The organism is Halomonas sp. TH-94 (assembly GCF_057473365.1).
On the sequence record NZ_JBYCKL010000059.1, the window covers coordinates 1 to 25,677 of the forward strand.

The 25,677-nt window shown below is 63.6% G+C and carries 26 protein-coding genes and 1 tRNA gene; 12 read left to right on the forward strand and 15 right to left on the reverse strand.

Annotation, left to right across the window (positions count from 1 at the left end; translation table 11 throughout):
- Positions 1-620: 620 nt before the first annotated feature.
- Positions 621-1,433, reverse strand: coding sequence for a Tim44 domain-containing protein (locus AC2VNO_RS11350; RefSeq protein WP_486934227.1), 813 nt, complete (start codon positions 1,431-1,433; stop codon positions 621-623).
- 97 nt (positions 1,434-1,530) lie between these two features.
- On the opposite strand from AC2VNO_RS11350, the gene AC2VNO_RS11355 reads away from it, so the two are divergent.
- The gene (locus tag AC2VNO_RS11355) at positions 1,531-2,106 is read left to right on the forward strand and encodes an isochorismatase family protein (protein WP_486934228.1); all 576 of its coding nucleotides are present in this window, start codon (positions 1,531-1,533) and stop codon (positions 2,104-2,106) included.
- Between the two features lie 28 nt (positions 2,107-2,134).
- Here the strand turns inward: AC2VNO_RS11355 and yaaA are convergent, their stop codons facing one another.
- On the reverse strand, positions 2,135-2,914 hold the full coding sequence (yaaA, locus tag AC2VNO_RS11360; RefSeq protein WP_486934229.1) for a peroxide stress protein YaaA: 780 nt from the start codon (positions 2,912-2,914) through the stop codon (positions 2,135-2,137).
- Positions 2,915-3,031: 117 nt separating this feature from the next.
- Positions 3,032-4,063 (reverse strand): NADP(H)-dependent aldo-keto reductase, encoded by a 1,032-nt coding sequence (locus AC2VNO_RS11365; RefSeq protein ID WP_486934230.1) that lies wholly within the window; start codon positions 4,061-4,063, stop codon positions 3,032-3,034.
- 242 nt (positions 4,064-4,305) lie between these two features.
- Here AC2VNO_RS11365 and AC2VNO_RS11370 point away from each other — a divergent pair, with 242 nt between their 5' ends.
- Together AC2VNO_RS11370 and AC2VNO_RS11375 are read left to right on the forward strand one after the other, a co-directional pair.
- Positions 4,306-4,827 (forward strand): tetratricopeptide repeat protein, encoded by a 522-nt coding sequence (locus AC2VNO_RS11370; RefSeq protein ID WP_486934231.1) that lies wholly within the window; start codon positions 4,306-4,308, stop codon positions 4,825-4,827.
- 48 nt (positions 4,828-4,875) lie between these two features.
- Positions 4,876-5,376, forward strand: coding sequence for a hypothetical protein (locus AC2VNO_RS11375; RefSeq protein WP_228577075.1), 501 nt, complete (start codon positions 4,876-4,878; stop codon positions 5,374-5,376).
- Positions 5,377-5,421: 45 nt separating this feature from the next.
- Here the strand turns inward: AC2VNO_RS11375 and AC2VNO_RS11380 are convergent, their stop codons facing one another.
- From AC2VNO_RS11380 to AC2VNO_RS11410, 7 genes are all read right to left on the reverse strand, one after another.
- Positions 5,422-5,973 (reverse strand): LOG family protein, encoded by a 552-nt coding sequence (locus AC2VNO_RS11380; RefSeq protein WP_486934232.1) that lies wholly within the window; start codon positions 5,971-5,973, stop codon positions 5,422-5,424.
- 77 nt (positions 5,974-6,050) lie between these two features.
- Complete coding sequence (locus AC2VNO_RS11385; RefSeq protein WP_486934233.1) at positions 6,051-6,572, reverse strand: DUF501 domain-containing protein; 522 nt, start codon at positions 6,570-6,572, stop codon at positions 6,051-6,053.
- The gene (locus AC2VNO_RS11390; protein WP_228577083.1) at positions 6,544-6,873 is read right to left on the reverse strand and encodes a hypothetical protein; all 330 of its coding nucleotides are present in this window, start codon (positions 6,871-6,873) and stop codon (positions 6,544-6,546) included. Before AC2VNO_RS11390 ends, AC2VNO_RS11385 begins: the two co-directional genes overlap by 29 nt.
- Before the next feature lie 89 nt (positions 6,874-6,962).
- The gene (gene ybaK / locus AC2VNO_RS11395; protein WP_486934234.1) at positions 6,963-7,433 is read right to left on the reverse strand and encodes a Cys-tRNA(Pro) deacylase; all 471 of its coding nucleotides are present in this window, start codon (positions 7,431-7,433) and stop codon (positions 6,963-6,965) included.
- Positions 7,430-7,843 carry an acyl-CoA thioesterase gene (locus AC2VNO_RS11400; RefSeq protein ID WP_486934235.1) on the reverse strand — a complete coding sequence of 138 codons (414 nt, stop codon included), beginning with the start codon at positions 7,841-7,843 and terminating at the stop codon, positions 7,430-7,432. Before AC2VNO_RS11400 ends, ybaK begins: the two co-directional genes overlap by 4 nt.
- 67 nt (positions 7,844-7,910) lie before the next feature.
- Positions 7,911-8,726: a hypothetical protein gene (locus AC2VNO_RS11405; RefSeq protein WP_486934236.1), complete on the reverse strand. Its 816-nt coding sequence runs from the start codon at positions 8,724-8,726 to the stop codon at positions 7,911-7,913.
- Between the two features lie 29 nt (positions 8,727-8,755).
- Positions 8,756-9,190 (reverse strand): hypothetical protein, encoded by a 435-nt coding sequence (locus AC2VNO_RS11410; protein WP_486934289.1) that lies wholly within the window; start codon positions 9,188-9,190, stop codon positions 8,756-8,758.
- A gap of 36 nt (positions 9,191-9,226) precedes the next feature.
- Between AC2VNO_RS11410 and AC2VNO_RS11415 the strand changes: the two genes are divergently transcribed.
- Positions 9,227-10,405 carry a MalY/PatB family protein gene (locus tag AC2VNO_RS11415; RefSeq protein ID WP_486934237.1) on the forward strand — a complete coding sequence of 393 codons (1,179 nt, stop codon included), beginning with the start codon at positions 9,227-9,229 and terminating at the stop codon, positions 10,403-10,405.
- Positions 10,406-10,483: 78 nt separating this feature from the next.
- Here AC2VNO_RS11415 and AC2VNO_RS11420 read toward each other — a convergent pair whose 3' ends face one another.
- A complete protein-coding gene (locus AC2VNO_RS11420) occupies positions 10,484-11,416 on the reverse strand; it encodes a tetratricopeptide repeat protein (protein WP_486934238.1) in 933 nt (310 codons plus the stop codon).
- 196 nt (positions 11,417-11,612) lie between these two features.
- Here AC2VNO_RS11420 and AC2VNO_RS11425 point away from each other — a divergent pair, with 196 nt between their 5' ends.
- Genes AC2VNO_RS11425 through AC2VNO_RS11435 form a run of 3 tightly spaced genes read left to right on the forward strand, consistent with a single transcriptional unit; the run spans position 11,613 to position 14,177 of the window.
- Entirely contained in the window at positions 11,613-12,281 is a 669-nt protein-coding gene (locus tag AC2VNO_RS11425) for a VWA domain-containing protein (protein ID WP_228577101.1), read from the forward strand.
- 29 nt (positions 12,282-12,310) lie between these two features.
- Entirely contained in the window at positions 12,311-13,294 is a 984-nt protein-coding gene (locus tag AC2VNO_RS11430; protein ID WP_486934239.1) for a kinase, read from the forward strand.
- Positions 13,284-14,177: a protein phosphatase 2C domain-containing protein gene (locus AC2VNO_RS11435; protein WP_486934240.1), complete on the forward strand. Its 894-nt coding sequence runs from the start codon at positions 13,284-13,286 to the stop codon at positions 14,175-14,177. The genes AC2VNO_RS11430 and AC2VNO_RS11435 overlap by 11 nt, the downstream gene beginning before the upstream one ends.
- Positions 14,178-14,333: 156 nt before the next feature.
- Here AC2VNO_RS11435 and AC2VNO_RS11440 read toward each other — a convergent pair.
- Positions 14,334-14,410, reverse strand: a tRNA-Met gene (locus AC2VNO_RS11440).
- 198 nt (positions 14,411-14,608) lie between these two features.
- Here AC2VNO_RS11440 and phbB point away from each other — a divergent pair.
- The gene (phbB, locus tag AC2VNO_RS11445) at positions 14,609-15,355 is read left to right on the forward strand and encodes an acetoacetyl-CoA reductase (protein ID WP_486934241.1); all 747 of its coding nucleotides are present in this window, start codon (positions 14,609-14,611) and stop codon (positions 15,353-15,355) included.
- A 62-nt stretch (positions 15,356-15,417) separates the two neighbouring features.
- Here the strand turns inward: phbB and AC2VNO_RS11450 are convergent, their stop codons facing one another.
- Entirely contained in the window at positions 15,418-18,201 is a 2,784-nt protein-coding gene (locus AC2VNO_RS11450; RefSeq protein ID WP_486934242.1) for a DUF349 domain-containing protein, read from the reverse strand.
- Positions 18,202-18,479: 278 nt separating this feature from the next.
- Between AC2VNO_RS11450 and minC the strand changes: the two genes are divergently transcribed.
- The 4 genes from minC to sbcB all read left to right on the forward strand — a co-directional run bounded on the left by minC (position 18,480) and on the right by sbcB (position 21,914).
- On the forward strand, positions 18,480-19,208 hold the full coding sequence (gene minC / locus AC2VNO_RS11455; protein WP_486934243.1) for a septum site-determining protein MinC: 729 nt from the start codon (positions 18,480-18,482) through the stop codon (positions 19,206-19,208).
- Between the two features lie 52 nt (positions 19,209-19,260).
- A complete protein-coding gene (gene minD / locus AC2VNO_RS11460) occupies positions 19,261-20,079 on the forward strand; it encodes a septum site-determining protein MinD (protein WP_228577118.1) in 819 nt (272 codons plus the stop codon).
- Positions 20,076-20,327 carry a cell division topological specificity factor MinE gene (gene minE / locus AC2VNO_RS11465; protein WP_010630224.1) on the forward strand — a complete coding sequence of 84 codons (252 nt, stop codon included), beginning with the start codon at positions 20,076-20,078 and terminating at the stop codon, positions 20,325-20,327. The genes minD and minE overlap by 4 nt, the downstream gene beginning before the upstream one ends.
- Before the next feature lie 96 nt (positions 20,328-20,423).
- Positions 20,424-21,914, forward strand: a complete 1,491-nt coding sequence (gene sbcB, locus AC2VNO_RS11470) for an exodeoxyribonuclease I (protein WP_486934244.1) — start codon at positions 20,424-20,426, stop codon at positions 21,912-21,914.
- A 67-nt stretch (positions 21,915-21,981) separates the two neighbouring features.
- Here sbcB and AC2VNO_RS11475 read toward each other — a convergent pair whose 3' ends face one another.
- On the reverse strand, positions 21,982-24,864 hold the full coding sequence (locus tag AC2VNO_RS11475; protein WP_486934245.1) for an insulinase family protein: 2,883 nt from the start codon (positions 24,862-24,864) through the stop codon (positions 21,982-21,984).
- Complete coding sequence (locus AC2VNO_RS11480; RefSeq protein ID WP_486934246.1) at positions 24,861-25,544, reverse strand: SOS response-associated peptidase; 684 nt, start codon at positions 25,542-25,544, stop codon at positions 24,861-24,863. Before AC2VNO_RS11480 ends, AC2VNO_RS11475 begins: the two co-directional genes overlap by 4 nt.
- Positions 25,545-25,677: the final 133 nt, after the last annotated feature.

Genomic DNA, 25,677 nt, shown 5'->3' on the forward strand with positions numbered 1-25,677 from the left:
AGCAGTGAAACCACTCAGCGCCGATGGTAGTGTGGGGCCTCCCCATGCGAGAGTAGGTCATCGTCAGGCATCTATTCCAAAAACCCCGAGTTCCTAAAGAGCTCGGGGTTTTTTCATGGGCATGGGGTTGGCCCGTTCTCCGTTTCGCGGGGCCGCTTCGCGGACCGGCCCCTCGCCGGCTCGGGGCGTTCGAGCGCCCTCGCGGCGGTGTGCGAAGGGCCGGGCGCTCTCACCCCCATGCGAGAGGAGCGAAGCGCCGCCCGCCGGCCCGAACGTCAGGCATCTATTCAGAAACCCAGCTTCGAAAGAGGCTGGGTTTCGCCGTTTGGTGGCCACCCACGGACCCGCCTGTCGGGGACGGACGGAAACTGCGAGTCCAGACCCGTAGGGCAAGTCGCGTAGCAGGGCGCTGCTTACCGGGCCGGTGCAAATAGCGTCAGGTATCTTCCCCCACACCCCGAATACGGAAGAGCTTGGGGGGCACTATTGGTTAGCTCAGAGCGTTATGTACAGGGAGAAGCGGATTATTACGCCTTGCCTGCGTCACTTATTACGTGAACTAGGCGAGCAGAAATAAAAAAGGCCGACAGCTGTCGGCCTTTTTCATCATGGGTCTCGAATCAATCGCGCTGTTCGATCCCTTGCAGGTACCAAGGGGCGCCATCACGCATTTCACGTATCAGGTGCCAGGTCTCGTTGAATTCGTTCTGTTCGCCGTTCTCGTCGAGGATGCCATGGAAGATGACGGTGGCCTCGGCCTGTTTGCCGATTTCGCGCACATCGCCGAGTTCGGCAAACAGGCGCACGATATCGGTACGGTTGTTGGCCGGGTGTTTGCTGCGCTCTTCACGCAACAGGTTGTAGAGCTCCGGAGTGACGTACTCCTGGATACCACTGAAATCGTTATTGTCCCAGGCACGCTGCAGGGTCATGAAGTGCTCCTTGGCGCCGGCCAGGAAGCGTTCGCGGTCGAACCATTCAGGCAGGCTGTCGAAGGTGCTGCCCAAGGTGGCACCGGGCGCCGGCTGGAAAGCCTGGGGCGCTGCGTGCGGCTGACGCTCGGCCGGTTGGGGGCCACCGGCTACGGCGGTGCGGCGGCGCGCCAGCAACCGGAACAGCAGAAAGCCCAGACCGGCAATGAGCAGAATATCCATCAGGCGCAACTCATCGAAGGCACCGCCGAAGAACAGCGCTGCCAGCAAGCCGCCTGCCAGCATTCCACCGAGCATGCCGGGCATGCGTGAGCCTGCCGCCTGGTTGGGCTGCGCCTGACGTGCCGGGGCGGCCTGGTTGGGAGCGGCAGCCGGACGGTCGGCCGAGCGGGAGAAATTGCCTACATTGCCGCCGCCGCCCATGCGGCGAGCTTCGGCATGCTCGATCGCCAGGCCGAAGCCCATCATGGCGACCATCATCATGACAAGGAAATGACGCATTGCGTGGTTCCTCTGTAATTCGGGGAGGGTAAGAGAAATTTGGAACCCCCATTCTACCGGCTTATGCTGTCGGAAGTGATGATAAAAGGGGAAGAACATGCGCTTGACGAGACAAGACAGCCTGCTGTTGATCGTTGACCTCCAGGCTGGCCTGTTGCCGGTCATCGACGCGGGTGATCAGGCGGTTACCGAGGCGGCCTGGCTGGGTGGTGTGGCCTGCGAACTGAACATACCTGTCTGGCTGACCGAGCAATACCCTGAAGGCTTGGGAGGCAGCGAACCGCGGTTGCTGGAGGCGCTGCCAAACCACCAGCTCTGGCAAAAGGTACATTTCAATGCTCACGCCGAGGCTGACTTTGCCGGTGCGCTGGAGAAGAGCGGCAGGCGCCAGATTGTCCTGTGCGGCAGCGAGGCGCATATCTGCGTCATGCAGACAGGGCTCGGGCTGCTGCAAGCGGGCTACGAGGTGTACTGGCTAAGCGAGGCAGCGGTCAGCCGGCGGGCGGAGGAGGCGAGACTCGCCCGGGAGCGGATGACAACGGCGGGCGCCATCGCGGTCAGCGCCGACATGGTGGCTTACGAGTGGCTCGATCGCTGCGACGACGAGAGCTTTCGCCAGATCCACAAGCGCTTCCTGAAGCCACGTTCGGCGCGACCGCTGCGTTTCTTCTAAGGCTGCGAGCAGGGCGTCTTATATGAATTCAGTGCTGCGCTTCGCGGCGAGTGAACACCAGTGTGTCACCCTCTGACATGCTCGAATTAAAGGCGTAGCCTGCCTCATCGAACCCCTTGAGGCCCTCGGGGTCGTCCAGCCGCTGGCGGATCATCCAGGCTGCCATGAGGCCGCGCGCCTTCTTGGCGTAGAAGCTGATGATCTTGTACTTGCCGTTCTTTTCATCCTTGAATACCGGTGTTATCACCCTGGCATCGAGCCGCTTGGCATCGATGGCCTTGAAGTACTCGTTGGAGGCCAGGTTCACCAAGACCTTGGAGCCGCTTTCGTCAATGGCACGGTCGAGCGCTTCGGTCAGCGTGCCCTGCCAGAAAGCATAGAGGTCCTTGCCGGCGGGGTTGGGCAGGCGCGTACCCATCTCGAGGCGGTAAGGCTGGATCAGATCGAGGGGACGCAGCAGGCCATAGAGCCCCGAGAGAATGCGCAGATGCTGCTGGGCGAAGGCGTTGTCGTCCTCGCTGAAGCGATGAGCTTCCAGGCCGACATAGACGTCTCCCTGAAAGGCCTGGGCGGCCGGCTTGGCATTATCCGGGGTGAAGGGCGGCCGCCACTCGGCAAAGCGAGCTGCATTGAGCCCTGCCAATTTGTCGCTGATTCCCATCAACTCGCTGAGCTGCTGCGGCGAGTAGTCGCGCAGGATGCCTATCAGCCGTAGGCTATGATCGATAAAGTCCGGCTGCGAGTGAAGGGGCGTAGTGGCCGGGGTCTCGAAGTCCAGCGTTTTGGCCGGCGAGATCACGCTCAGCATGGAGCACTCCTGTACCTGAATAAGGCGAATCGGGATTGAGTGCAATTATATCAGCAGTGACTGGAAGACGGGGCTATCGCCGCGATAGCCCGTCGCCATACTCGTAATCGGCATCACTCAAGGGCAGGGGTTGGGGATGCGCCGATGCACCTCTTCGATGGCATCGAGCGTACTCTGCTCGAGCTTGAGCGACTCACTGTTCAGGTTGTCCTCGAGCTGCTCCATCGTGGTGGCGCCAATGATGTTGCTGGTCAGGAAGCTGCGTGAGTTGACGAAGGCCAACGCCATCTGCGCCGGGTCCAGGTCGTGCTCGCGTGCGATATCGACGTAGGCCTGGGTAGCTTCTTCTGCCAGCGGTGAGGTGTAGCGCTTGAAACGTTCGAAGAGCGTCAAGCGAGCGTCTTGCGGACGTGCCCCCTGGAGGTATTTGCCTGAAAGCACACCGAAGCCCAGCGGGGAATAGGCCAGCAAGCCGACATTTTCGCGATGGGCGATCTCGGCCAGGCCGACTTCGAAGGCCCGGTTGAGCAGGTTGTAGGGGTTCTGGACCGAGACGATCCGCGGCAGGCCGAGTCGCTCTGCGAGCTGCAGTGACTTCATCACACCCCATGGGGTTTCGTTGGAAAGACCGATAGCGCGAATCTTGCCGGCATCGACCAGCTCCTTGAGCACACCAAGCGTCTCTTCCAGCGAGCAAGTCGCTTCCTCTTCGTCATGCTCATAGCCCAGTTTGCCGAAATAATTGGTCGAACGTTCGGGCCAGTGAAGCTGGTAAAGGTCGACGTAATCGGTCTTCAGGCGCTTGAGGCTTGCATCGAGTGCCTGGCGAATCTGCTCACGAGTCAGACGGGTACCGCCACGAATGTGTTCGAGCCCGGGGCCGGTGACCTTGGTGGCGATGATCACGTCATCGCGACTGTCGCGCCGCTTGAGCCAGCTGCCGATATAGGACTCGGTAAGCCCCTGCGTCTCGCCGCGGGGCGGTACCGGGTACATCTCGGCAGTGTCGATGAAGTTGATGCCGAAGGCTACGGCACGGTCGAGCTGCTCATGGGCTTCGACTTCGCTGTTCTGCTCACCGAAGGTCATGGTGCCCAGGCACAGGCGGCTGACCTCGATGCCCGTGTCACCAAGCGGTCGCGTCTGCATCGTCGCTCCTGTAAGGGTGGGTTCGGTCACGTTCTGGTTGTGTATTCCAAGCCATGCTAGCCGAGGCCTACCAAGGCAGCAAATCTAGGGGGTTGAGTCGGCGCCGGGGCGGGCGTATGCTGGCGACCCTCAGGCGGGCCCGGCGGAGTTCCGCGGCGAGCTCAAGACAGGCCATGACGAGACCACAGGGTGGGGCCACGTCATGTCGCCGGCTTCAAGACGAAAGCAAGGTTGTTTGCACAATGACGCAGGCATCATCACTGTTCACCCGACTCGAATACCGTCTTGCAGAACAGTTATTCCATACGCGTTGGCTACCTCGTTCTCCACGGACCCAGCGTCTGACCATGCATCTCTTCGAGCGCTGTGCCGACGCCGGTCATCCTGGCGCTCTGTCGCTCTACGGGCACATGCTGTTCCAGCGTGGGGTAAGCCCCCAGGACAAGGCACGCGGTGCGCGCTACGTTCTCGAGGCTGCTCAGGCCGGTAACCTCAAGGCTCAATACCAAGCCGGCAGGATTCTCGAATTTGGCTGTGCCCAGTATCCGCGTCGCGAGGAGCGAGCCGTCACCTGGTATGCCCGAGCCGGCGAGGCAGGCCATCCGCTGGCCGCCAATCGCTTGGCCAGAGCGTACCGTTTGGGTGAGTTGGGGTTACCGGTCGATCGCATTCAGGCCGAGCGCTGGCAGACCCTTGCCGACCGTCATGCGGGCCTGGAAGAAAGCGTGGAGCTGGACAATGACGATGTTCAGGCCCGACACTAACCCCTTCTGCCAAGCCAAGCAGCCCTGCTTTCGAGGATATGCCCATTCGTGACGCTGCCCACACTGCTGGATATCGAGGCGTCCGGGTTCGGGCGCGGTAGCTACCCCATCGAAATCGGCCTGGCACGGGCCGACGGCAGCAGCTGCGCCTTTCTCGTCCTACCCCTGAATGAGTGGACCCACTGGGATCCCAAAGCCGAGCTGCTGCACGGTATCTCCCGGGCGCGCCTGTTGCGCGAGGGCTTGCCGATAGACCAGGTGGCGCGCTGGCTCAACGATGAGCTTGGCGAGATAGGCCTGGCCTACAGCGACAGCTGGGGCTACGACAATACCTGGCTGTCGCTGCTGTTCCATCATGCCGGCATGCTACCCGCTTTCCGCCTGGAGGCGCTGCGCATACTCCTCAGCGAGCGCCAACTCGCCCTTTGGCACACGACCCGTGAGGCGCTGGTGAAGGAGCTGGGGATCAGCCGGCACCGTGCCGGCGACGATGCTCGCCTGTTGCAGCTGACCTACCTGCGTACGCTCGAGCAGGCTGCCGGGGGCTAGGCTCGAGCAACATGTTTTTCCCTTGGGTAGCTGGAGTGAGCGGTCTCAGCTCCTGGTAAGCCTGGCTTCCAGTGCGTCCAACAGTGCTGTGGGTGATTCGGCATCCACCAGACAGTCGCGCGTGCGTGAGTTGAGGAAGCCGTGCTCCACCGTACTGTCGAGGAAGCCCAACAGCGGCGAGTAGAAACCGGCGGTGTCGAGCAGGCCGATGGGCTTGTCGTGGAGCCCCAGATACTGCCAGGTCCAGGCTTCGAACAGCTCTTCCAGGGTGCCGATGCCGCCGGGCAAAGCGATGAAGGCATCGGCATGGGCGGCCATGCTGGCCTTGCGTTCGTGCATGTTGTTGACGCGTATCAGCGTTGGCAGCCCTTGGTGGGCTTGTTCGCGTTCTACGAGGTGGTCGGGCATCACCCCGATCACTTCTCCCCCCTTTTCCAGTACGGCGTCGGCGAGGGCTCCCATCAGACCGATACGGGCGCCCCCGTAGACGAGCCCGTGGCCGCGCAGGGCCAGCTCGTGTCCGAGCGCTCGGGTGGCTTCAAGAAAGGCTGGGCTCCGGCCATCGCGGGAGCCCAGGTAGACACAGAATCTCGACATGCGCTTCTCCTCGGAAAGCCCCTATCCTAGCAGCTGACGGCCACTGGGGAGAGTTTGGGCAACGGGTTGAGAGAACGTCAGGGCAGACAGGCGGCCACGTTGAACTCGGCGTCGAGCCACTGGCCGACCACGTTGTGGCCGCACAGGTGATGGGCATACTGGGTGTGCAGACAGCGCACCTGGTCCCAGTTGGTAATCCCGCCGATACCGCGCTCGCGCATTACGCCTTCGTAACCGAGCCGTTCGACTTCGGCGCGCTGGGCGTCACTCATGTGGTGCCAGCGCGCTGCCACGTAATCGCGATGGCTGGCGTGGTAAGCCGCAAGGAAATCGGGGTCGTCTCTTAGCCTGGCTTCGAGTTGCTTGATCACGCCGCTGGCTTCGATTCGCGAGATTTCGACCTTGAGGCGGTCGCAGCTGAGCCAGTAGAGAGTGGGGAATGGCTTGCCATCGACGATGGGCGCCATGCGCAGCACCAGAGGAGTGTTCTCTCCATCCACGGCCGCCACCGCTTCGATGCCCCGCGGTGCACGCCCCAATTGCTCGGCGATGATGGCGAGCTGGCGTGTATCAGGCATCTGGTCGGTCTGTATCACCATCGTAGCGGTCCCGTACGAACTTGTTGGAGCGGCCCACGGCGCGGAAGAAGGTCCGGTTGAGCTGCTCGGGCGAGGGCACGTAGCCACGCCACTGGCGTTCGCAGTACTCATTGGCCCGTGCCATCAGCACGTCATAGAGGCGATTGAACGGCGCATCATAATCGTAGGGGTCCTCGCCGAACAAGCGGATATGCGGGTAGTCGGCGAACCGCTCCATGAAGTAGCGCTCCAGGTCCGCTTCCACTTCGCGGTGCTGAGCCACGTTGTCGGGATCGAGCCAGAGGTTGTAGCGGATGGCCATGATGGACTCCTGGCGGCGGTGAATGGCCCGCCTCAAAGACGGGTCATGGGTTTTTGACCACAGACGACCGAAATCGGCTCATGGTGGGCTCAACCACGTGCCAAGGGCACTGGAGTTGCGCCACACAGCCGGACCAGGTCGGCAGGGGCCAAGGCGATTTCCAGGCCGCGACGCCCGCCGCTGACGTGCACGCAAGCGAGCGTCTCGGCGCTGACGTCGAGAAACGTCGGTAGGCGCTTCTTCTGGCCCAGCGGACTGATGCCGCCCAGCACATAGCCAGTCGCACGCTCGGCGGCAGCGGCTTCGGCCATGTTGGCACGTCGAGCCCCCGCTGCCTTGGCCAGCGCCTTCAAGTCGAGTTGGGCGACGACCGGCACGATGCCCACTACCAGGCGACCGTCGTCGAGGCGTGCAACTAGCGTCTTGAACACGGTACGTTGATCGAGCTGCAGGGCATTGGCCGCCTCTTCGCCATAGGCGGGCGCACGAGGGTCGTGTTCATAGCTGAGCAGCTCGAAGGCGGCGCCGTCGCGCTCCAACACCTTGACCGCCGGTGTCATGCGTCGGTCGGCTCCTCTTCCGTCCGCAAGTGGGTCTCGAGTGCGGCGCGCAATTCACCCTCGATGGGTACGGCGCGCTTGGCGTCGTGATCGAAGTGAACCATGACGGTATGGCCCAGGTTGGTCAGTGCCCCCTTTTGCCAGGCTTCCTGAGTGACGGTGAAGGAGCTGTTGCCGAGACGCGAAACGTAAGTGCGAATCTCGATATCGTTGCCATAGTGCAGCTCGGCGCGATAGTCGATTTCCATGCGCGCCATGATCAGCTTCCACTTGCGTGGATCCAGGTCGGGGGTGAACAGGCGAAACAGGTCGTTGCGTGCCAGCTCGAACCAGGCCGGCAGACGGGTGTTGTTGACGTGGCCAAGGGCGTCGGTGTCATAGAAGGCGGGCTCGACGGAACGCACGAACATGAAGGTTTCCTTTTTTGGTCTTGTAGCGTTGCTGAGGCAGACAGCATTGCCCCGAGCAAACGCTAGGTCAAGCGCCTGGGGCCTGTCTTGCACTGTGCCAGGCCTGTAACCGCATCCATCCCAGCAGCCATAGAGTGGCCACGGCAAATCCCGCCAACGTGCCCCATAGCAGGCCTAGGGTGGCATAGGTGAGCGACACGCAGAGCGTATAGCACAGCAGCGCCCCGAGCCCGGCGGGATAATGCTTGATCACCGTGGCCGCCGGCGCCGCACCGTGAGTGAGGTGCAGGATGACCAGCAGCGGATACATGGAGATCGGGAAGGCCGCCAGCATACCTGCCCAGGAAGGCGGCAATACGTGAGCCAGGCCGGTGACGATAAAGACGATGGCGGTGGCGAGCGAGGCGCGCAGCACAAGCGGCTGCCAGCGTGAACCGCCGCGACGCACCGAGGCACGCGTTTCCGGCAGGCGGCGATAGAGCCAGGTGAAGACGAAGATAGCCAGCAGCGTGACCAGGGTGCCGCTCACTCGGTCAAACTCGAAGCGCGTCAGCACCAGGCTCGTGAACCACCAGGCGACGAGGCCGCCCGCGGTACCGTATAGCACGCCGATCAACCCATCGCGGCGTCCGCAGATGAGATAGCCGCCCCCCAGTGCCATAGTGGCGGTGAACCCCGCCAGGCTGAACACGGCGCTTTCGGCGGCAAAGCCCGGCGAGATCTCCAGCCCGATGAAGAACAGTGCAATCGCCGTACCCAGCGGGTAACCGGCGAGAAGTCCCGCCACGCGGGTGCTGACACGCTCGGCGACCATCGAAAGTCCAAGCACGATACCGATCGATACCGCGAGCTTGGCCAGCTGCCAGCTCAAGGGGACGTCCATAGGATTTCCTTGTAATGTAAGTGGCGAGGCTAGACCAGCCGCAGCCCTTGTCGATCTGCCCAGGCAGCGCCAACTGCATGGGTCAGAGCTTCCTGGAGATGGTCAGGCAGAGCGGTGCGGGCCTCATCCACGCTGGCGAACTCACGATTGCGCAGCCAGCAGTAAGCCCAGGCACAGGCCTCATCGTCGCTCGTCGGCACAGGGCGCGCCGGCATCTGGATGAGCAGGAAGGCGGCAGTGCGAGCTGCCCACAGCGGAATGTCGTCGCCTGCGTCGGGCTGGCTCCAGGCCGCCAACGTGTCGCCATCGGGCGTGGCGCCGGGCTCGCCCAGGCGGGCCACGCGAGCCGTTTCGGTCAGGATCAGGGCGAGGCGGTCCGGCTCTCCCTGACCCAGCAGGCGCCATTGGTCGAGCAGGGCAGGCATGCCGCGGCGTACCTTGGCATAGAACCCGCTTTCCGGCATGGTTTCGCTCATAACGCTGTTTCCCGAGGAGAGATCATGGAGTTCGATTTTGCCACGCCCATCGAGCGGCGCCACCCCGAACGGGGCGAATGGCCGTCGCAGAAGTGGCATCGCTATGATGCCAGTATCCTGCCGCTATGGGTGGCGGACATGGATTTCCGCTCTCCTGCGGCGGTGATCGAGGCGCTCCAAGCACGCGTCGACCACGGTGTATATGGTTACGGAGTGGTTCCCGAGAGCCTCAAGCGCACCCTCTGCGAATGGAGCGCCCGGGAATACGGCTGGGCGATCGAGCCGGAGTGGCAGCTGTGGATCCCCGGGGTGGTGCCAGCGCTGCACGTGGCCAGTCTGGCGCTGACCGAGCCGGGTGATGGCGTGCTGACGGTCACGCCGATCTACCCACCGTTCCTCAAGGTGGCCGAGCGTACCGGGCGCCTGGCCCAGCAGGCGTCACTTGCCGAACCGTCCGGTCCCGGCGAACCCTGGCGACTCGACCTGGCGGCGCTGGAGGCGGCAATCACGCCCGAGACGCGGCTTCTGCTCTGGTGCCAGCCGCACAACCCCACCGGGCGCGTGTGGCGCCACGAGGAGCTTGCCGGCCTGGCGGCGCTGGTCGAACGTCACGACCTATTGGTGGTCTCCGACGAGCTGCACTGCGACCTGCTGCTGGATGAAGGTGCCGTACATCGGCCGCTGGCCGCGGCGTTCCCCGAACTTGCAGCACGCATCATCACGCTGTGGGCACCCTCCAAGACCTTCAATCTTGCCGGCCTTACCGCTGCCTGCGCCATCATTTCGGATGCTTCGCTGCGGCAGCGCTTCGCGGCGGCTTCCCGCGGCCTGCTGCCGGATGTCAACGTGCTGGGCCTGGTCGCTGCCGAGGTTGCTTACGCTCAGTGCAACCCCTGGCGCCAGGCGTTGCTGACGACCTTGCGAGGACACCGCCAGATGCTGATCGAACGGGTGGAACGGTGGCCGGGGGTAGCCATGAGTGCACCGGAGGCGACCTACCTGGCCTGGCTGGACATGCGCAATGCCCAAGGCCTCGCCGCCTACCAAGGGGCGCCTCAGGAGATCGTGATGGATAAAGCCGGGGTGGCACTCTCGGATGGCGCCGATTTCGGCTGGCCGGGTTTCGTTCGGCTCAACTTCGGGACCACGGCGTCACAGTTGGAAGAGGCCCTGGGCCGACTCGACGGCGCGCTGAAGCGCTGAGCGAATGCGTGCGACGGCAGGAGCGGCCAGTCGTGGCCGGCCCTGCCGCTCGCCTTTACCGGGTTTTACCCGTTTTCGTCAGTACAGCAGAGTGAAGAGTTTGCGACGATAAGTGACGGTGAGTGGGTGGTCGGCCCCCAGCGCGTCAAACACGCGTAACAGGGTCTTGCGCGCCGCGTCGTCCTCGTAGCCGCGATCCTTGCGCATCACTGCCAGCAGCCCCTCGAGACCGGTTTCGTAGTCGCCATCGGCGACCTGGCGCAGCGCCCGCTTGTACTGCGCCTCACTGTCATCCCGCCCGGCCAGACCAGCCAGCTCTTCATCGTCAGGCGCCTCCTCGCGAAACTCGATACTGGCACGCACGCCACGGGCCGCCGCCGAGTCGCGCTCCTCGGGCGGCAGAGCGTCGAGCAAGGCGAGCGCTTCGTCGCTGCGACCTTCCGCCACCAGCGTACGGGCCAGTTCCACTTGATAGGGGTAGTGTTCGGGGCTCTGCTGTACGAGCTGCTCATAGAGGGCGCGGGCGGTGGCGGTGTCGCCCTGGGCCAAGGCCTCGGCGGCCTGCTCTTCGGGGCTGGCAGGGGCATCTTCGGGGGCGGGGAAGTAGCGTGACAGCCATTCGCGAATCTCCTTTTCGGGCAGCGCGCCCTGGAAGTGATCCACCAGCCCGCCTTGGCTGATCAGCTTGACGTCCGGCACCGAGCGCACGCCGAGCTGGGCGGCAATCTCCTGATTCTCCTCGATGTTGAGCTTGGCTAGAATGAAAGTACCGCGATACTCCCGCGTCAGCTTCTCCAGGATCGGCATCAGGACCTTGCACGGTTGGCACCAGGGGGCCCAGCAATCGAGAAGCACCGGCACCTGCATGGAGAATTCCAGCAGCTGTTGGATGTTGTTGCGGTCCACATCGATGATCAGCTGCTCATCACTGGGCGCTTCCTGCGGAGCGGAAGCGGTAGCGTCTTGGGGTGCCGTCAGGGGAGCACCGCTGCGTGGGTCGACGATGGACATGGCGTTGGCCTTGTGTAAGGGGTGAGTTTGTTCGAAAGATGCGGGTAAAGGCGGCCGGATTCAAGTGGACGGAAAGTTCGCTTGTGCCGCGTTGGCCAACAGATCGTGGTGGGCGCGGCATCCGGCCCGGGGCTGTGATAGTCTCATGTTCGTTCGGCCGTAACGGGGTCGGACGCCCAGACTCGAGGAACGTGGGATGGCAACTTACCGACTGAATGGCGACAGCGACCTGATCGACAACCCTTCACCTCGCTGCGCGTGCATGCTGGTGCTGGACACCTCTGCGTCGATGTTCGGTCCGCCGATTCGCGAACTGAATGCCGGGGTTCAGGCTTTCATCTCGGCCATTCAGGAAGACGACATGGCGGCCTGCTCGGTCGAGCTCGGCGTCATCACCGCCGGGGGCAAGGTGACCGAGCAGTTGCCCTTTACCACGGCGATGAACATTTCCCAGTGTCGGCAGTTCACCGCCTCGGGCCTCACTCCGCTGGGCGGAGCCATGGAGCTGGCGCTGGACCGGCTCGAAGAGCGCACCGAAGCCTACCGCAAGGCCGGTGTGGCCTATTACCAGCCTTGGCTGGTGGTGATCAGCGACGGCGTGCCGACGGACCAGTGGCAGGCCGTATCGGCGCGCGCACGGACCCTTGCTCAGCAGCGTAAGCTGGTCGTGGTGCCGGTTGGCGTCGAAGAGGCCGATCTCGAAGCGCTCAGTGCCTTCTCCACGCGACCGGCCAAGCGTCTCGACGGATTGAAATTTCGCGAATTCTTCCTCTGGCTTTCGGCCAGCATGAGTCGGGTGTCGGCCTCTTCGTCCACTACCGATCAGGTCAAACTGCCACCCACCGACAGCTGGGACAGCATCTAGGACGATCGCATGACGTCGAAGGAGGTCGAGTGCTAGCACGGTCGCGAGTGGTCACCGATTCTCAGGGCAAGCAGCGACGCCTAGGCAAGCGTCTCGAGCGCGGCGGCGAGGGCGAAATATTCGCCCTGCGCGACCGTCCTGACGTGATCGTCAAATGGTACTACTCCGAGGTGCTCGACAAGCGCGGCGAGGAGCTGCATCGCAAGGTCGAGGCCATGCGCAGCCTACGCGACGCGCACATGACCCGCGACGTTTGCTGGCCGCTGATCCGAGTCTTCGACGAGCAGCATCGCTGGATCGGTTTCGCCATGTATCGGGCGCGTGGTGTGAAAATGAGCTTCCTTGCCCACGCTCTGCTCTATCAGCGCTATTTTCCCGGGCTCGACCGCCGCCGTCTCGTTGGCTACCTGATTCGCTTCGTCGAGATCGTTCAGCAGCTGCATGAGGCCGGGGTCTGCATCGGTGACTACAACCTCAACAATGTGTTCTGCGTACCTTCGTCCGATCAGGTCACGCTGATCGACTGCGACAGCTTTCAACTTCGGGTGGAAGGCACCTTTTACCCCTGCCCCGTGGGCAGTCCCGACATGACACCCAGGGAGCACCAGGGCGTCTCCTTTCGCCATACCGTGCGCACGCCGCGCAGCGAAGCTTTCTCGCTGGCGATCGTGCTGTTCAAGTGCTTGATGCTGGGGCGCCACCCTTACGACATCGTGGGCGGTGACGACCCGGTGCGCAACCTGAGGCGAGGCAACTTCGCCTATGGGCGCGGTCAGCGCGAGGTGCCTCAAGGCGTGTGGTACGAACTCTGGCGCGAATTGCCCGATACCATCCGCGACATGTTCGTCACCACCTTCACGGTAGGAGCCGACGCGCCCATTCAGCGCGCCACGTTGGCACAGTGGCATGCAGCCCTGAGCGACTATCGCGACGCGCTGGCAGCGGGCAAGCACGCCGTGCACCTCACGACTCCTGGCAGACCGCAACGCACGCAGGTGCTGCATGCCCGCTGAGTCTCCCGCTCTTACCTGTGAGACGACATCGCGCTGGTCGGTTCTGGCTGTCGCCACCGCCGGCCTGGCTCACCTGGAGAAGGTGCCGGCCATACCCTGCCAGGATGCGGCAGGCGGGGTATCGCAGCCGCGCCCCGTGCTGGTAGTGGCCGACGGTGCCGGCAGCTCGCCGGCGTCGGACCTGGGGGCACGTACGCTGGTTACCGGCATGTTGCGTCTTGCCGATTCTCTCGAGGCGCAGCTGGCCTGGTTGCTCGATACGCAAGAAGCGCCTTCCCCGGTAGCTCTGGAGCAATTTGCCGAACTGCTGTTTAGCCACGCCAGGGGGACGCTGATGGACCGCGCTGCCGAGCAGGGGCGGGCGGCGCGCGACCTGCGTTGCACCCTGCTGCTGGCACTGATGGGGCGCGAGAGGCTGCTATGGCTCAAGGTGGGCGATGGGGAGCTCGTGGTGGAGCGCGCAGTACCCTTGGCGGAAGTTGAAGAGGAAAAGACCGAAGAGCCAAGCGAGGGCCAAGGGGACGAGTCGTACGAGCTTATGCCGAAGCTCTTTACGCTGGGGGAGCGTGGCAAAGGGGAGTTTGCCAATCAGACACGCTTCGTCGACGATCAATTGACCTTCGGGCAGGTGCAGTATGGCTGCGAGGCGATGGCAAGCCTGACCGGCATTGCCCTGATGAGCGATGGCGCTGCCGAAAAGTTGGTATCGCATGATGGAGTGTCCGTGTCGGGGCAGATCAACCACTGGCTGGATGACCTGCGCCGTGGAACGCTGCGCCAGCGAGATCTTGTGCGTCGCTTCTACAGTGAGAGCTTCTGTCGCGGTACCAGTGGTGACGACCGCAGCATAGCGTTGGCAGCCCGTGGATTGGATTTTCTGTGAGGTGAGGCTTTTGGCCTCGGTTCTCGTATTGGGGAGCGGGGCCGCTGAGCTTGAAACGAAGAGCGAACCGACGGTCGTCGGTTCAATGCCGCGTGGGGGCAATTGCCGACGTGGGGCAATAAAAAAACCGAGGCTTTTGGCCTCGGTTCTCGTATTTGGTAGCGGGGGCCGGATTTGAACCGACGACCTTCGGGTTATGAGCCCGACGAGCTACCAGACTGCTCCACCCCGCATCAACGTGTGGCGTATTCTACGTATTTTCTGCGCTGTGTCAAGGCATGCGACGTTGTTCGTGCAAGTGCGGTGCTAATGTCCATAATCATAAAAGGGAGCTTGAAGGCGATGCCTTCAGCCAGCATCCTGTTATCGTTGGCCTGCTGCGTTAGGTCAAGCAATGCGACTACAAAGTGTCATGATCAGGGAGACGGAATATGACTCAATCAGCACCCGTAGCGTGGGTCACCGGCGGAACCGGGGGGATCGGTTCGGCGATCTGTCGCGCTCTGGCGGCAGCGGGCTACCACGTGGTGGCGGGTTACCACAATCCGGAAAAGGCCAAGACCTGGCTCGAAACCCAGAAAGCTGACGGGTACAACAACATTTCCCTTTCGGGGGTCGATCTGACGGACTATCAGGCATGTGAGGCCGGGGTCAAGGAGATCGAGGCAGCGCATGGGCCCATCAGTGTTCTGGTCAACTGTGCCGGCATTACCCGTGACGGCACGATGAAGAAGATGTCGCCCGAACAGTGGCATGAGGTGATCGACACCAACCTCAACACCGTCTTCAATACCTGCCGCAGCGTTATCGAGAACATGCTCGAAAACAAGCATGGGCGCATCATCAACATCTCCTCGATCAACGGTCGCAAGGGCCAGTTCGGTCAGGTCAACTACTCGGCGGCCAAGGCCGGTATGCACGGTCTGACCATGGCGCTGGCCCAGGAAACTGCCACCAAGGGCATCACCGTCAACACCGTGTCACCTGGCTACATCGCCACCGACATGATCATGAAGATTCCCGAGAATGTGCGAGAAGCCATCCGCGAGACCATTCCGGTCAAGCGCTATGGCACGCCAGAGGAGATTGCACGCCTGGTGGTGTTCCTGGCTGACAAGGAGTCCGGTTTCATCACCGGAGCCAATATCGATATCAACGGCGGCCAATTCATGGGGTGAAGGCTGTCGGAAGACGCTGGCGGGAGGCGAAGGCCTCCCTTTTTCATGTCTGCTGGCTTCGCTCAGGGCGGCGGCAGGCGTGTGAGCCGTGTAAGCAATGAATCGAGTTCGCCCACTTCCCGTTCCCACTGCTCGGGCGAAACCGGGCCGGTGGCCAGCAGGTTGCGCAACACGATGCGCACCTCTTCGGCACGACTCAACTCGCGGCCCAGGCCTTCATTGAGACGTTCGACCTGAATCGCCAGGCGCAGCGGCTCGTCATGTTGGCTGATGCGCCCCATGGCCAGCAGCGACAGGTGGACACGCAGGCGTGCGAGCTGCTCGCCAACCACCTCCGCAGGCGGCGGGTTTCGCCGTGATGCGTTGCGCTGCGCGTGCGCGCTATGCATATCCTCGGGCAGGCCTGGCGCTGCCTCGAGCGGTATCTCGATACACTCCTCCCGCATGAGACAGTCGGCATCTGCCGCCAGGTGGGCGTCGAGCAGCGGTCGGCTGGCCTGCCAGCGTTGTATCTCCTCCATTACTGCCAAGCGAGCCAGCCGCTCGCGGCGGGTACGTACGATTCCGCTCCAGCGGCGTCGCATGCCTTCCGTGCGCCGCCCCGAGGGCAGCGGCTCCAGGGCCGACGCTTGATCGATCGCCTCTTCCAGCGTGCGGCTGTCGGCGGAGCGGGTCGGTTGCCAGGCATCCAGGCGATCGATTAACCCCTGCATCTCATCCAGCCGCTGGCGCGCTTTTTGGGTGCGATCGTCACGCTGGGCGTCGCGAAGGGCAAATATCTGATCGCAGGCTGCGCGAAACTCGCGCCACAGCGCATGCTCTTCTCCGCGTGGAGCCCGTCCCAGCTCTCGCCAGCGTTGCTGCAGGGCCTTGGCTTGCGCTGCGCGACCGTCGGAAGAAAGCGGGCGCTCGACCAGGCTGCGGGCCTCTTCGATAAGCGCGTGCTTAGCGTCGGCCACCTGCTTGGCGCGCTGGTCTATCAGGCCTTGCAGGGCGAAGCGAATCCTGCCGAAGCGCCGCCCAATGGCCTGGGCCTGGTCGCGTGGCACCGGTGAGTGGCGGCGCCACTCCTCGCGAGCCTGGTCGCGGATGCGTCGCAGCGCGTCCGGGTCGGCGTCTTCGGCAGGTGCCTCGAGCAGGGCTTCGAGCTGCTCGCAAAGGGCGATGCGTGCGCCGAGATTGCGCTCTCGCTCCTGGGTCTGACGCTCGCGCCAGGGTGTTAGACGCTCGTGGATCTTATCCGAGGCGCTGCGAAAGTGCTCCGAGAGCTCGCGGCTGGCGGCGGCATCTCCCAGGTCTTTCCAGTCACGCACCAGCTGGCGATGACGACGGTCTAGCTCGGCATCGGTGACGGCAGTGTCGTTGGCTAACTGGTCGATGGCCTGGCACAGCTGCTCGCGCTTGGGGCCGGCAACGAAACCGCGCCAATCACGTAACTCAGCCAGTCTTGCACCGAGACGCTTGAGTGTTGCCTGGTGAGGACGAAGCTTCAATGACGGCAGCGTATCGGCTCGATGTTTCAGGCTCTGGTGCAGCCGGCTGGCCCCCTTGAAGGCGCCTCGATCCAGCAATTTCTCCAGTTGCGACAGGTCTTGGGCGAAACGCTCGAGACGTGCCGCCATGTCCTCTTCATCGGGTTGCTTCTGGCCGGCAAGCATCTGCTGAGCTCGGCTCAACAGGGGGGCGGGAGGAAGCGCGTCAGGCCACTGGCAGGCGTCGATGGCGGCCGCCAGGCGTTCGCCATCCTGCTCCTCGATAGCTTGCTCGATATCAGCGGAATGCTCTTCAAGGCGCTCCCAGGTGCGTAGCACATGATCATAATCGGCCAATACGGCATCGTAGCGCTGGCGCAGCACCTCGTCGGCGACGTGGAGGTCGGAGAGGGTCTGCCAGCGGTTGGCCAACAGCACTTTCTGCGAGCGCAAGCTGGCAATGTCCTGCCCCGTCAGGCGGTCGCCACGGGGCAGGCTGGCCAGGCTCTCTTCCAACGCTTCGAGCAGCGACTCGCGGGCTTCAGCCGCCCGTTCACGGCGGCGGTCCGTTTCGGCACTGGCGTGCTCCTGAGCCTCATGGTCGGATATGATCTTGCGACAGCGCAGGCATGCCTCCTGAAAGCGGCGCTCCTGTTCGGCGTCGCGCATGTCGGCGAGGGCCTCCCAGGCGCGTGCCAGGTGTCGGTAGCGGCCGGCATAGAGTGGCTCCCAAGGGGCTCGTGCATGGGCTTCGAGCTTTGCCAGCAGGCCGTCGCGCTGTTCGCGAGCGGCCACCAGGGTGGCGGCATCGGCGCGTAGTCGGCTCAACCGCTCACGCGCCTGGCGCATCACTTGGCGGTCACGACGTGCCTGCTGGGCCAGGCGCTGTAGGCCTGATTCGCTGGTCACGCGTGCGGCGGCGGCATGGCGAACCGCGGCGATACCGTTGTCGCAGGCCTGCTCGATAAGGTCCGCCTCCTCCGTCAGGCGTGCCACGGCGGCCAGGCGCAGCTGTTGGTTGTCACCCTCCAATGCCACGCGAGAGAGTAGCAGGCGCTCGTCGAGCCCTTCGACGAATTTCAGGCGCTGGGCCAGCTCCAGGCTACCGGCCTGGCCGGTCAGCAGGGCGACCAGTCGTCGATGTAGCTCTGGCTGGTCGGGCTGCTGCCGTGTCAATGTAAGCAGAGTGTCGATCGAATCGACCTTCTCCAGTGCCGCCTGGCGAACCGCGACATCGGAGTCGAGGCACAGCGCTTGCAGTGCCTGCTGCTGCTCGGGCCGAGCCGGGTCGAGCCGATCGACGGCCTGCCGCCGTACCTGGGCATCGGGGTGCTGCCAGCGCGGGGCGAAGAGGCGGCTGAGAAATCCGGGCATGAGGCATCCTGAGAGTGAGTGGCGCAACGTGGAGACTGCGCAGGCCGTTATTGTTACTGTCCAAGCGGCGTCTTTCGTCTAATGTATGTTATCTAATCACGCACCGCGGCTGTGGAAAAGTATGGCGGAACAGCAGGGTGCGAGTCAGTAGCGATAAGCACCGACAAGCGTCGGCTAGAGCCGGAGAGCTACGGCTGGCCGTATCACCAGTTGCAGGGGGGATGGGAGTCGCTTAGCTTTAGTCCCACGACCCGACAACACCCGAGTGGAGTCCGGCAATGAGCCTCAAAGTGGACAGGGCAGAGATGGCATTCACCTTCAAGGGGGGCATGCTGCCCATGACCGTCATGGAGCTGGCAAGCGCCGATCCTGAACGGATTCGTGAGCAATTGGCAGGGAAACTCAGCCAGTCCCCCGCTTTCTTTCAACATACTCCTGTGGTGCTGAGCGTCGAGAAGCTGGATGAGCCCCACCTCGCCCTGGAGCGGATATGTGCGGTCTGCCGGTCTCACAAATTGTTGCCTGTGGCCGTACGCGGTGGCGCCGACCCGGTGAAGCAGTCGGCCTGGGCGCTGGGGCTGGGCTGGTTTCCGCCTACCGACGTGCCACGTGCTCGCACCCTTGAAGAGGTGCCGCCCATCGAGGCGGTGGCGGCGGCCAGCGAGTCCGTCGCGTCGAGCGGCGGCCGCATCTACCGCGGTACGGTTCGCTCCGGGCAGCAGGTCAGTGCGCCCGAGGGCGATCTGGTGGTCATCGGTGCCGTCAATGCTGGGGCGGAGGTATTGGCGGCAGGCAGCATCCACGTGTATGGCGCTCTGCGCGGTCGTGCACTGGCCGGTATCCATGGCGATACCGATGCCGGTATCTTCTGCCGCGAGCTGCGTGCCGAGCTGCTTTCGGTGGCAGGTACCTACAAGCGGCTCGAGGACATCGATCCGCATCTGCTGGGCGCCTCGGTGCAGGTCGTACTGCGCGATGCTCAGCTGGGCATAACATCTCTCGTTTAGCCGCGGCCCCTGCAGCTTTTGTCTTTCATCGTTATCCAAAGGAACGAATAACTTGGCCAAGATCATCGTAGTGACCTCAGGCAAGGGTGGGGTCGGCAAGACGACCAGCGCAGCGGCTATCGCCACTGGGCTTGCGCTGCGGGGGAACAAGACGGTTGTCATCGATTTCGATGTGGGGCTGCGTAACCTCGACCTGATCATGGGGTGCGAGCGACGCGTGGTCTATGACCTGGTCAACGTGATCCAGGGCGAGGCCGGCCTCAACCAGGCGCTGATCCGCGACAAGCGGGTCGATAACCTGCACATCCTTCCGGCCTCACAGACCCGGGACAAGGATGCGCTGACCTCCGAGGGAGTCGAGCAGGTGCTCGAAACGCTGAGCAAGGATTTCGACTACATCCTGTGCGACTCCCCGGCCGGGATCGAGCGTGGCGCCCAACTGGCCATGCACTATGCCGATGAGGCAATCGTGGTCACCAACCCCGAGGTTTCTTCGGTGCGCGATTCCGATCGCATCCTGGGGCTGCTGGCTTCGAAGACACGTCGCGCCGAGCGTGGCGATGAGCCCATCAAGGAGCATCTGCTTATCACTCGCTACAATGCGGCGCGAGTGGATCACGGCGATATGCTGAACCTCGACGACATTCGTGAAATTCTCGCCATCGACCTGATCGGCCTGATTCCCGAGTCCGAGGCGGTGCTGCGCGCCTCCAACCAAGGCGTGCCCGTGACCCACGACGACAATAGCGATGCGGGGCAGGCTTACATGGATACCGTCTCGCGCCTGCTGGGTGAGGAAGTGCCGTTGCGCTTCCACGAAACCCAGAAGAAGAGCCTGCTGAGCCGCATGTTCGGAGGAGGTCGCCGGTGAAGTTGCTGGAGTTTCTCAAGCGTGAACGCAAAAAGACCGCCTCGGTAGCCAAGGAGCGGCTGCAGATCATCGTGGCGCATCAGCGCAGCCAGCGCGGTCAGCCCGACTACATGCCGATGCTGGAAAAGGAGCTGCTGGAGGTGATCCGCCGTTACGTCCAGGTGGACGACGACGCCATCAACATCAGCCTGGACAGCGAAGACAACTGTTCGGTACTGGAGCTCAACGTCACGCTGCCGCGCAGCTAGGAGCAAGAGCGTTCACATAGCGTATCCTCGGCTGAGTCGCGGGCGGGGCTGTGATAGGCTGTGCCGCTCAGGACGCAGTCAGGAGACACCGCGCCCATGGCGAAGCCAGATGCCGCCCCGATGACCTTTCTGTGGCACGATTACGAGACTTTCGGCGCCGATCCTCGCCGCGATCGACCCTCGCAGTTTGCCGCGATACGCACCGACGCCGACTTCAACGAGCTCGGCGACCCGGTGGAACTCTTCTGCAAACCGGCCGATGACTATCTGCCGCAGCCCCAGGCTTGCCTGATCACCGGTATCACGCCGCAGCAGGCCCGTCGGCGCGGCCTGCCTGAGGCGGAGTTTGCCGGTCGCATCCACGCACTGATGAGCGAGCCAGGCACCTGTGCGCTGGGCTACAACTCGCTGCGCTTCGATGACGAAGTAAGCCGCTGCCTGTTCTATCGCAACCTGCTCGAGCCCTACTCGCGTGAATGGCAGAACGGCAATTCGCGCTGGGATCTGATCGACGCAGTGCGCACCTTCCATGCCCTGCGTCCGGCTGGTATCGAGTGGCCGCGCCGCGAGGACGGCTCGCCCAGCTTCCGGCTCGAGGACCTCACGGCCGCCAATGGCATTGCCCATCAGGGCGCTCACGACGCGGTGGCCGACGTGCGCGCCACCATCGCCCTGGCGCGCCTTCTCAAGCAGCGCAATGCGCGTCTGTTCGATCACTTGCTGGCGCTGCGCAGCAAGCGCGAGGTGGCCAGACGTCTCGATATTCCCGGGCGTAAACCGGTGCTGCACGTATCGCGTCGCTACCCCGCCAGCCGGGGTTGCAGTGCGCTGGTGATGCCGCTTGCCGAGCACCCCACCAACCCCAATGGTGTCATCGTCTACGACCTCTCCGTGGACCCCCAGGCTCTGATCGAGATGGATCCCGAGCAGATTCGCCAGCGCGTTTTCGTCAGCAGTGACGATCTCGCCGAGGGCGAGGCGCGGATTCCGCTCAAGGTCATCCATATCAATCGCAGTCCGGTGATCTTGCCCAGCGCGGCACTGAAGGACGCCGATGGCCCGAGGCAGGGAGAGTACGGCGAGATCGTCTCACGCCTGGGGCTCGATCTGGCGGCCTGTCGCGCCCACTGGAAGCGTCTCATGGCCAGCCCCGATGTGGGGCGGAAGGTGGCCGCGGTATTCGCCCAGCCGCCCCCGGAGGGCCCTCACGACCCGGACCTGATGCTCTACAGCGGCGGGTTCTTCTCGCCAGCCGATCGCCGTGAGATGCAGCGGGTTCGCGACGCCTCGCCCTGGGATCTCGTCGATGCGCGGTTCGCCTTCCAGGATCCACGCCTGGAAGAGATGCTGTTTCGTTTTCGCGCGCGCAGCTATCCCGACACCTTGAGTAGTGAGGAGCAGGCACGCTGGGAGGCTTACCGCTGGGAACGCATGAACGATGCGGCCGTGTCCGGCTTTACGCTGAAGGACTTCGCGCGAGAAATCGAGCGTCTCAATCAGGTCGCGTTGAGCGATCGTGATCGCCTGATTCTCGAAGAGCTCGTGATGCACGTGGAAGCGATGATGCCGGCCCAAGCTTTCGGCTGAACGTCGACAGCGGATACGAATGCGCCCGGCCATTGGCCGGGCGCACTGTTTTGGTAATGAGCCGGGTTCAGTAGTCGGCTTCGGGTAGCGGCAGAAGGTGCCGGGTCAGGGCCGCGACATCGCTGGGTTCGTCACCTGGGTCGTAGGCAATGGTGGCACTCGCTGCCGCCATCAACTCCGGCCAGGTTTCGCGCAGGTCCTCCGCGGTGACGGCCAGGACGCGCTGAGCCAGCCGCTCACGACGGTCGAAGCCGGTGTCGCCGAACGACAGGGCTCGCCATAGCCGGTTGGTCAGGCCCGGAAGGCTGGTGTCGCGCTGGAGCAGGCTATCGTGCACCGCTTGCCGATAGGGCGCCAGGTCGGCATCGTCCATTTCCGCCAGACGTTGGCCAAAGGCGTCGAGGAAGGCGTCGATATGGCTCTCGATTTCACCGCTGGTGGAATCGGGTGACTGTACCAGCAGGCTCAGTCCCGGGGCGTCGAGCAGCGGCGAATAGCCGGCGCTGACCACATAGCCCAGCTGCTCCTCGGTGCGCAAACGCTGGTAGAAAGGCGTGTCGATGACCTGGCCCAGTACCGATAGGCGCGCCTGGCTGTCGAGCGAGCGATCGCTGCCCTGCAGGTAACGCAACACCAGCGACTCCTCGCGGCTCGTCAGCGGGTGCAGCCTTGGCAGGTCGTCATCGATGCGCAGTGGCGTCAGGTCGGGAATCGCGTCCTGCGGGAGCTGCGGCTGCAGCATCTCGGCCACCAGCCGCCCCTCGCGGCTGGCCAGGTCGGCATCGAGATTGCCGATGGCGAGAGCCTGTAAACGCAGCTCGCCAAGGAAGGCCTCACGGTAATCGCGCAGATCCTCCACCGTCAGCTCGCGGCTGGCCTCCAGCAGGCTCTGAGTCGGCCATTGAGGGCGCATCAGCGCCTCGGCCAGAGTCCGGTGACCTTGACGGAACAGCGCCGCCTGAGGGGCGTTGCGCCACTCACGCTGCAGCAGATAGCGCACTCGCTCGAAGCTCGCTTCGTCGATATCGCCTTCCATCAGCTGCTCGAGAGTACGGTGCATGACTCGGTCCTGGCGATCGCGCCAGCCCGAAAAGGCCAGCGTAATGCCGCGAGCGTGAGGGTACGCCTGCACCTCGTGCCCTGCCAGTCGTGCGGCATAGAACTCCTCGTTGAGACTGTCGTCCAGCCAGGTGGCTAGCAGGTGAGAGAGTACGGCGTGGCGAGGGTCGCTGCTGGCGCTGGGGTTCTGCAGGCTGAAGCGCCACTCGACCTTGGGTGTGTTGAAGCTGGCGTCAGCCATGTGCCAGAGGCTGAAGCCAGGCTCCTCCAGCAGCTGTGAGGGGCGTGCGTCCTGTGCCTCGAGCAGTGTCAGGTCTTCGGCGATGAACGGGTTGGGCGCGGGCAGGGCGAGGCCCGCGAGGGGCTGAGAGGTGTTTGCTGCAGGCTCCACTTCGCGCCAGGGCGTGTTGAACCAGGGCGACGTGTGCTCTCCCTCCACTTCGGGGCCGCTGTAGATACGCAGCAGTGACTCGGGGCGAAGTGCGTCGAGATACTCAGCGACCAGTTCGGGCTCGAAACCATCCATACGATAAGCGGCGTACTGTACGTCCTCGACCGGGAACCGCGCCAGGTTCATCGACAGGCGCATGGCGCTCTGCAGGGCGGAACCATGCTGCTGGAAGCGGAACTGCTGCTCGGCAAGCTGAGCCTGCTCGTCGTAGCGCCACGCCTCCAGTCCCTGTTCGCGGATCTGCTCGATGGCGGCAAACAGGGTGGCCTCGATCTCATCGATACGCTCGGCACCGGCCGGTGTCAGGCTGACGCTGACGGTGAACAGCGCGTGACGCTCGTCGCCGCGCCCTGCCCCGGCGGATAGCCCATCGGCCAGACCGGCATCGCGCAGAACGGCAAACAGGCTGCCCTCACCTTCATGCCCCAGGAGATGGGCCAGATAGTCGGCGGGCTTGTGACGATAGTGCTGGAGAGGATCCGGTACCGGGAACATGAAGCGAACGTGACGGCTGTCGCGGACTGACTGCAGCTCCACCTGGCGGGGCAGGGCCTCGGCCTCGATCAGCGGCTCCTCGATCACCGGGCGTTCCAGGCCCCGGTCGGCAATGTCGGCGAAGCGTTCTGCCACCATCGTTTCGAGCTCGTCAAGCGGCTGCGGGCCGACCAGCGTAAGGTGCATGACGTTGGCGTCGTAGTAGCGTTCGTAGAAATCGATGACTCGCTCGCGCAGGGTGGGTTCGCCCTCGTCCGGGTCGGCCAGCGTCTCGCGGCTGCCCACGGAAAAACCCGTGGTGGGGTTTTCGCGGTTGAGTACCTGATTGAGTACGTCGTTTTCGCGGCGGCCATCGTCGCGGATCCGTGCCATGTACTCCGAGTGCACGATATTGCGCTCGCTCTCGAGCTGGTCGGGATTGAACAGCGGCGTGAGGAAGAACTGGCTGAAGCGATCCAGAGCGCCGGGTAGCGCGGCAGGCTCGATCTCGAAGAAGTAGTTGGTGTCCTGTGGGGCCGTGAAGGCGTTGTGACTGCCGCCGTGACGCCGCAGGTAACCTTGGTAGGCATCGGCCTCGGGGAAGGGCACGGTGCCAAGGAACAGCATGTGCTCGAGGAAGTGAGCGAGCCCGGCCAGGTCTTCGGGATCCTGGGCACTGCCCACACCGACATTCATCGAGGCGGCGGCACGATCGGCTTCCACGTCGCTGACCAGCAACGCCGTCAGGCCGTTCTCGAGTATCAGTACTCGATAGTCGCGGCTGTCATGCGGACTGACATGAGGCTCGACGATTTCGTCTATCGCCTCGTCTGTGGCGGCGCCATCCGTCGGCTGCGCCAGGATGAGTCCAGGCGTCAGCAGGCCGGTCAGCAGCACGCCGGCCAGCCAGGAGCGCAGTAGCTGGCGTTCGTTACGAGGGCGGGGTTGGCAGGGCTTGGGCATCATGTCTCCTGTTCGTTCCAGCGCAGCATGGGACCTGTGGGATGTGCGCAGGCGGGATCCTGATTGGCAGGATCGTTCACCCTTCTTGATACCGGAAAGGCGCCCAACAGTTCCCGTGGAGCGGGACGCAGCAGGGCGTGTGCGGTATTGGGCGGCGTATTCGGGTCGAGCCACTGCGGGGCGTCTTCGGCGCCGATCATGGCCGGAAGCCTGTCGCCCAGCGGGGCAAGGAAGTCATTGGTCGGCACCGTCACCAGTGCCATCGAGTCGGCATATTCCGTCAGCGTCGTGTGGTAACGACTCCAGATCCCTGCCAGCAGCAGCGGCCCTCGGTCGACGCGCGTAACGAGGAACGGCTGCTTGAAGCGCGGCTGCATCTTCCACAGGTAGATCCCGCCCGCCGGTATCAGGCAGCGCCGCGCAGCGAAGGCTTCACGAAACATGGGCCGGGCATCGAGCGACTCGGCGCGAGCACAGTGCGGGGCATGGTCGAGTACCGTCAACCAGGAAGGCGTCAGGCCCCAGAAGGCGAGGCCCATGAAGGTGCTGTCCGCCTCCCGCCGTAGGATCGACAGCGGGCGTCTGGGAGCCAGGTTCATGGCGGTCAGCAGCGGCGACTCCTGGCGCAGCTCGGGCAGCAGGGGCTTCAAGTCGAGCGGGGGAACGTAGAGGCGGCCGACCATGAAGTCTCCTGATGGCGGGTGGCGTCAGAGTAGCCAAGTCGAAGAGCGCTGAAAAGGCTTGACTCGCAATGGTCGAAAACAGTGTTCGATGTGCGCTATCCTACGCTATCTTGCTTAGCATCCGCCCACGAGA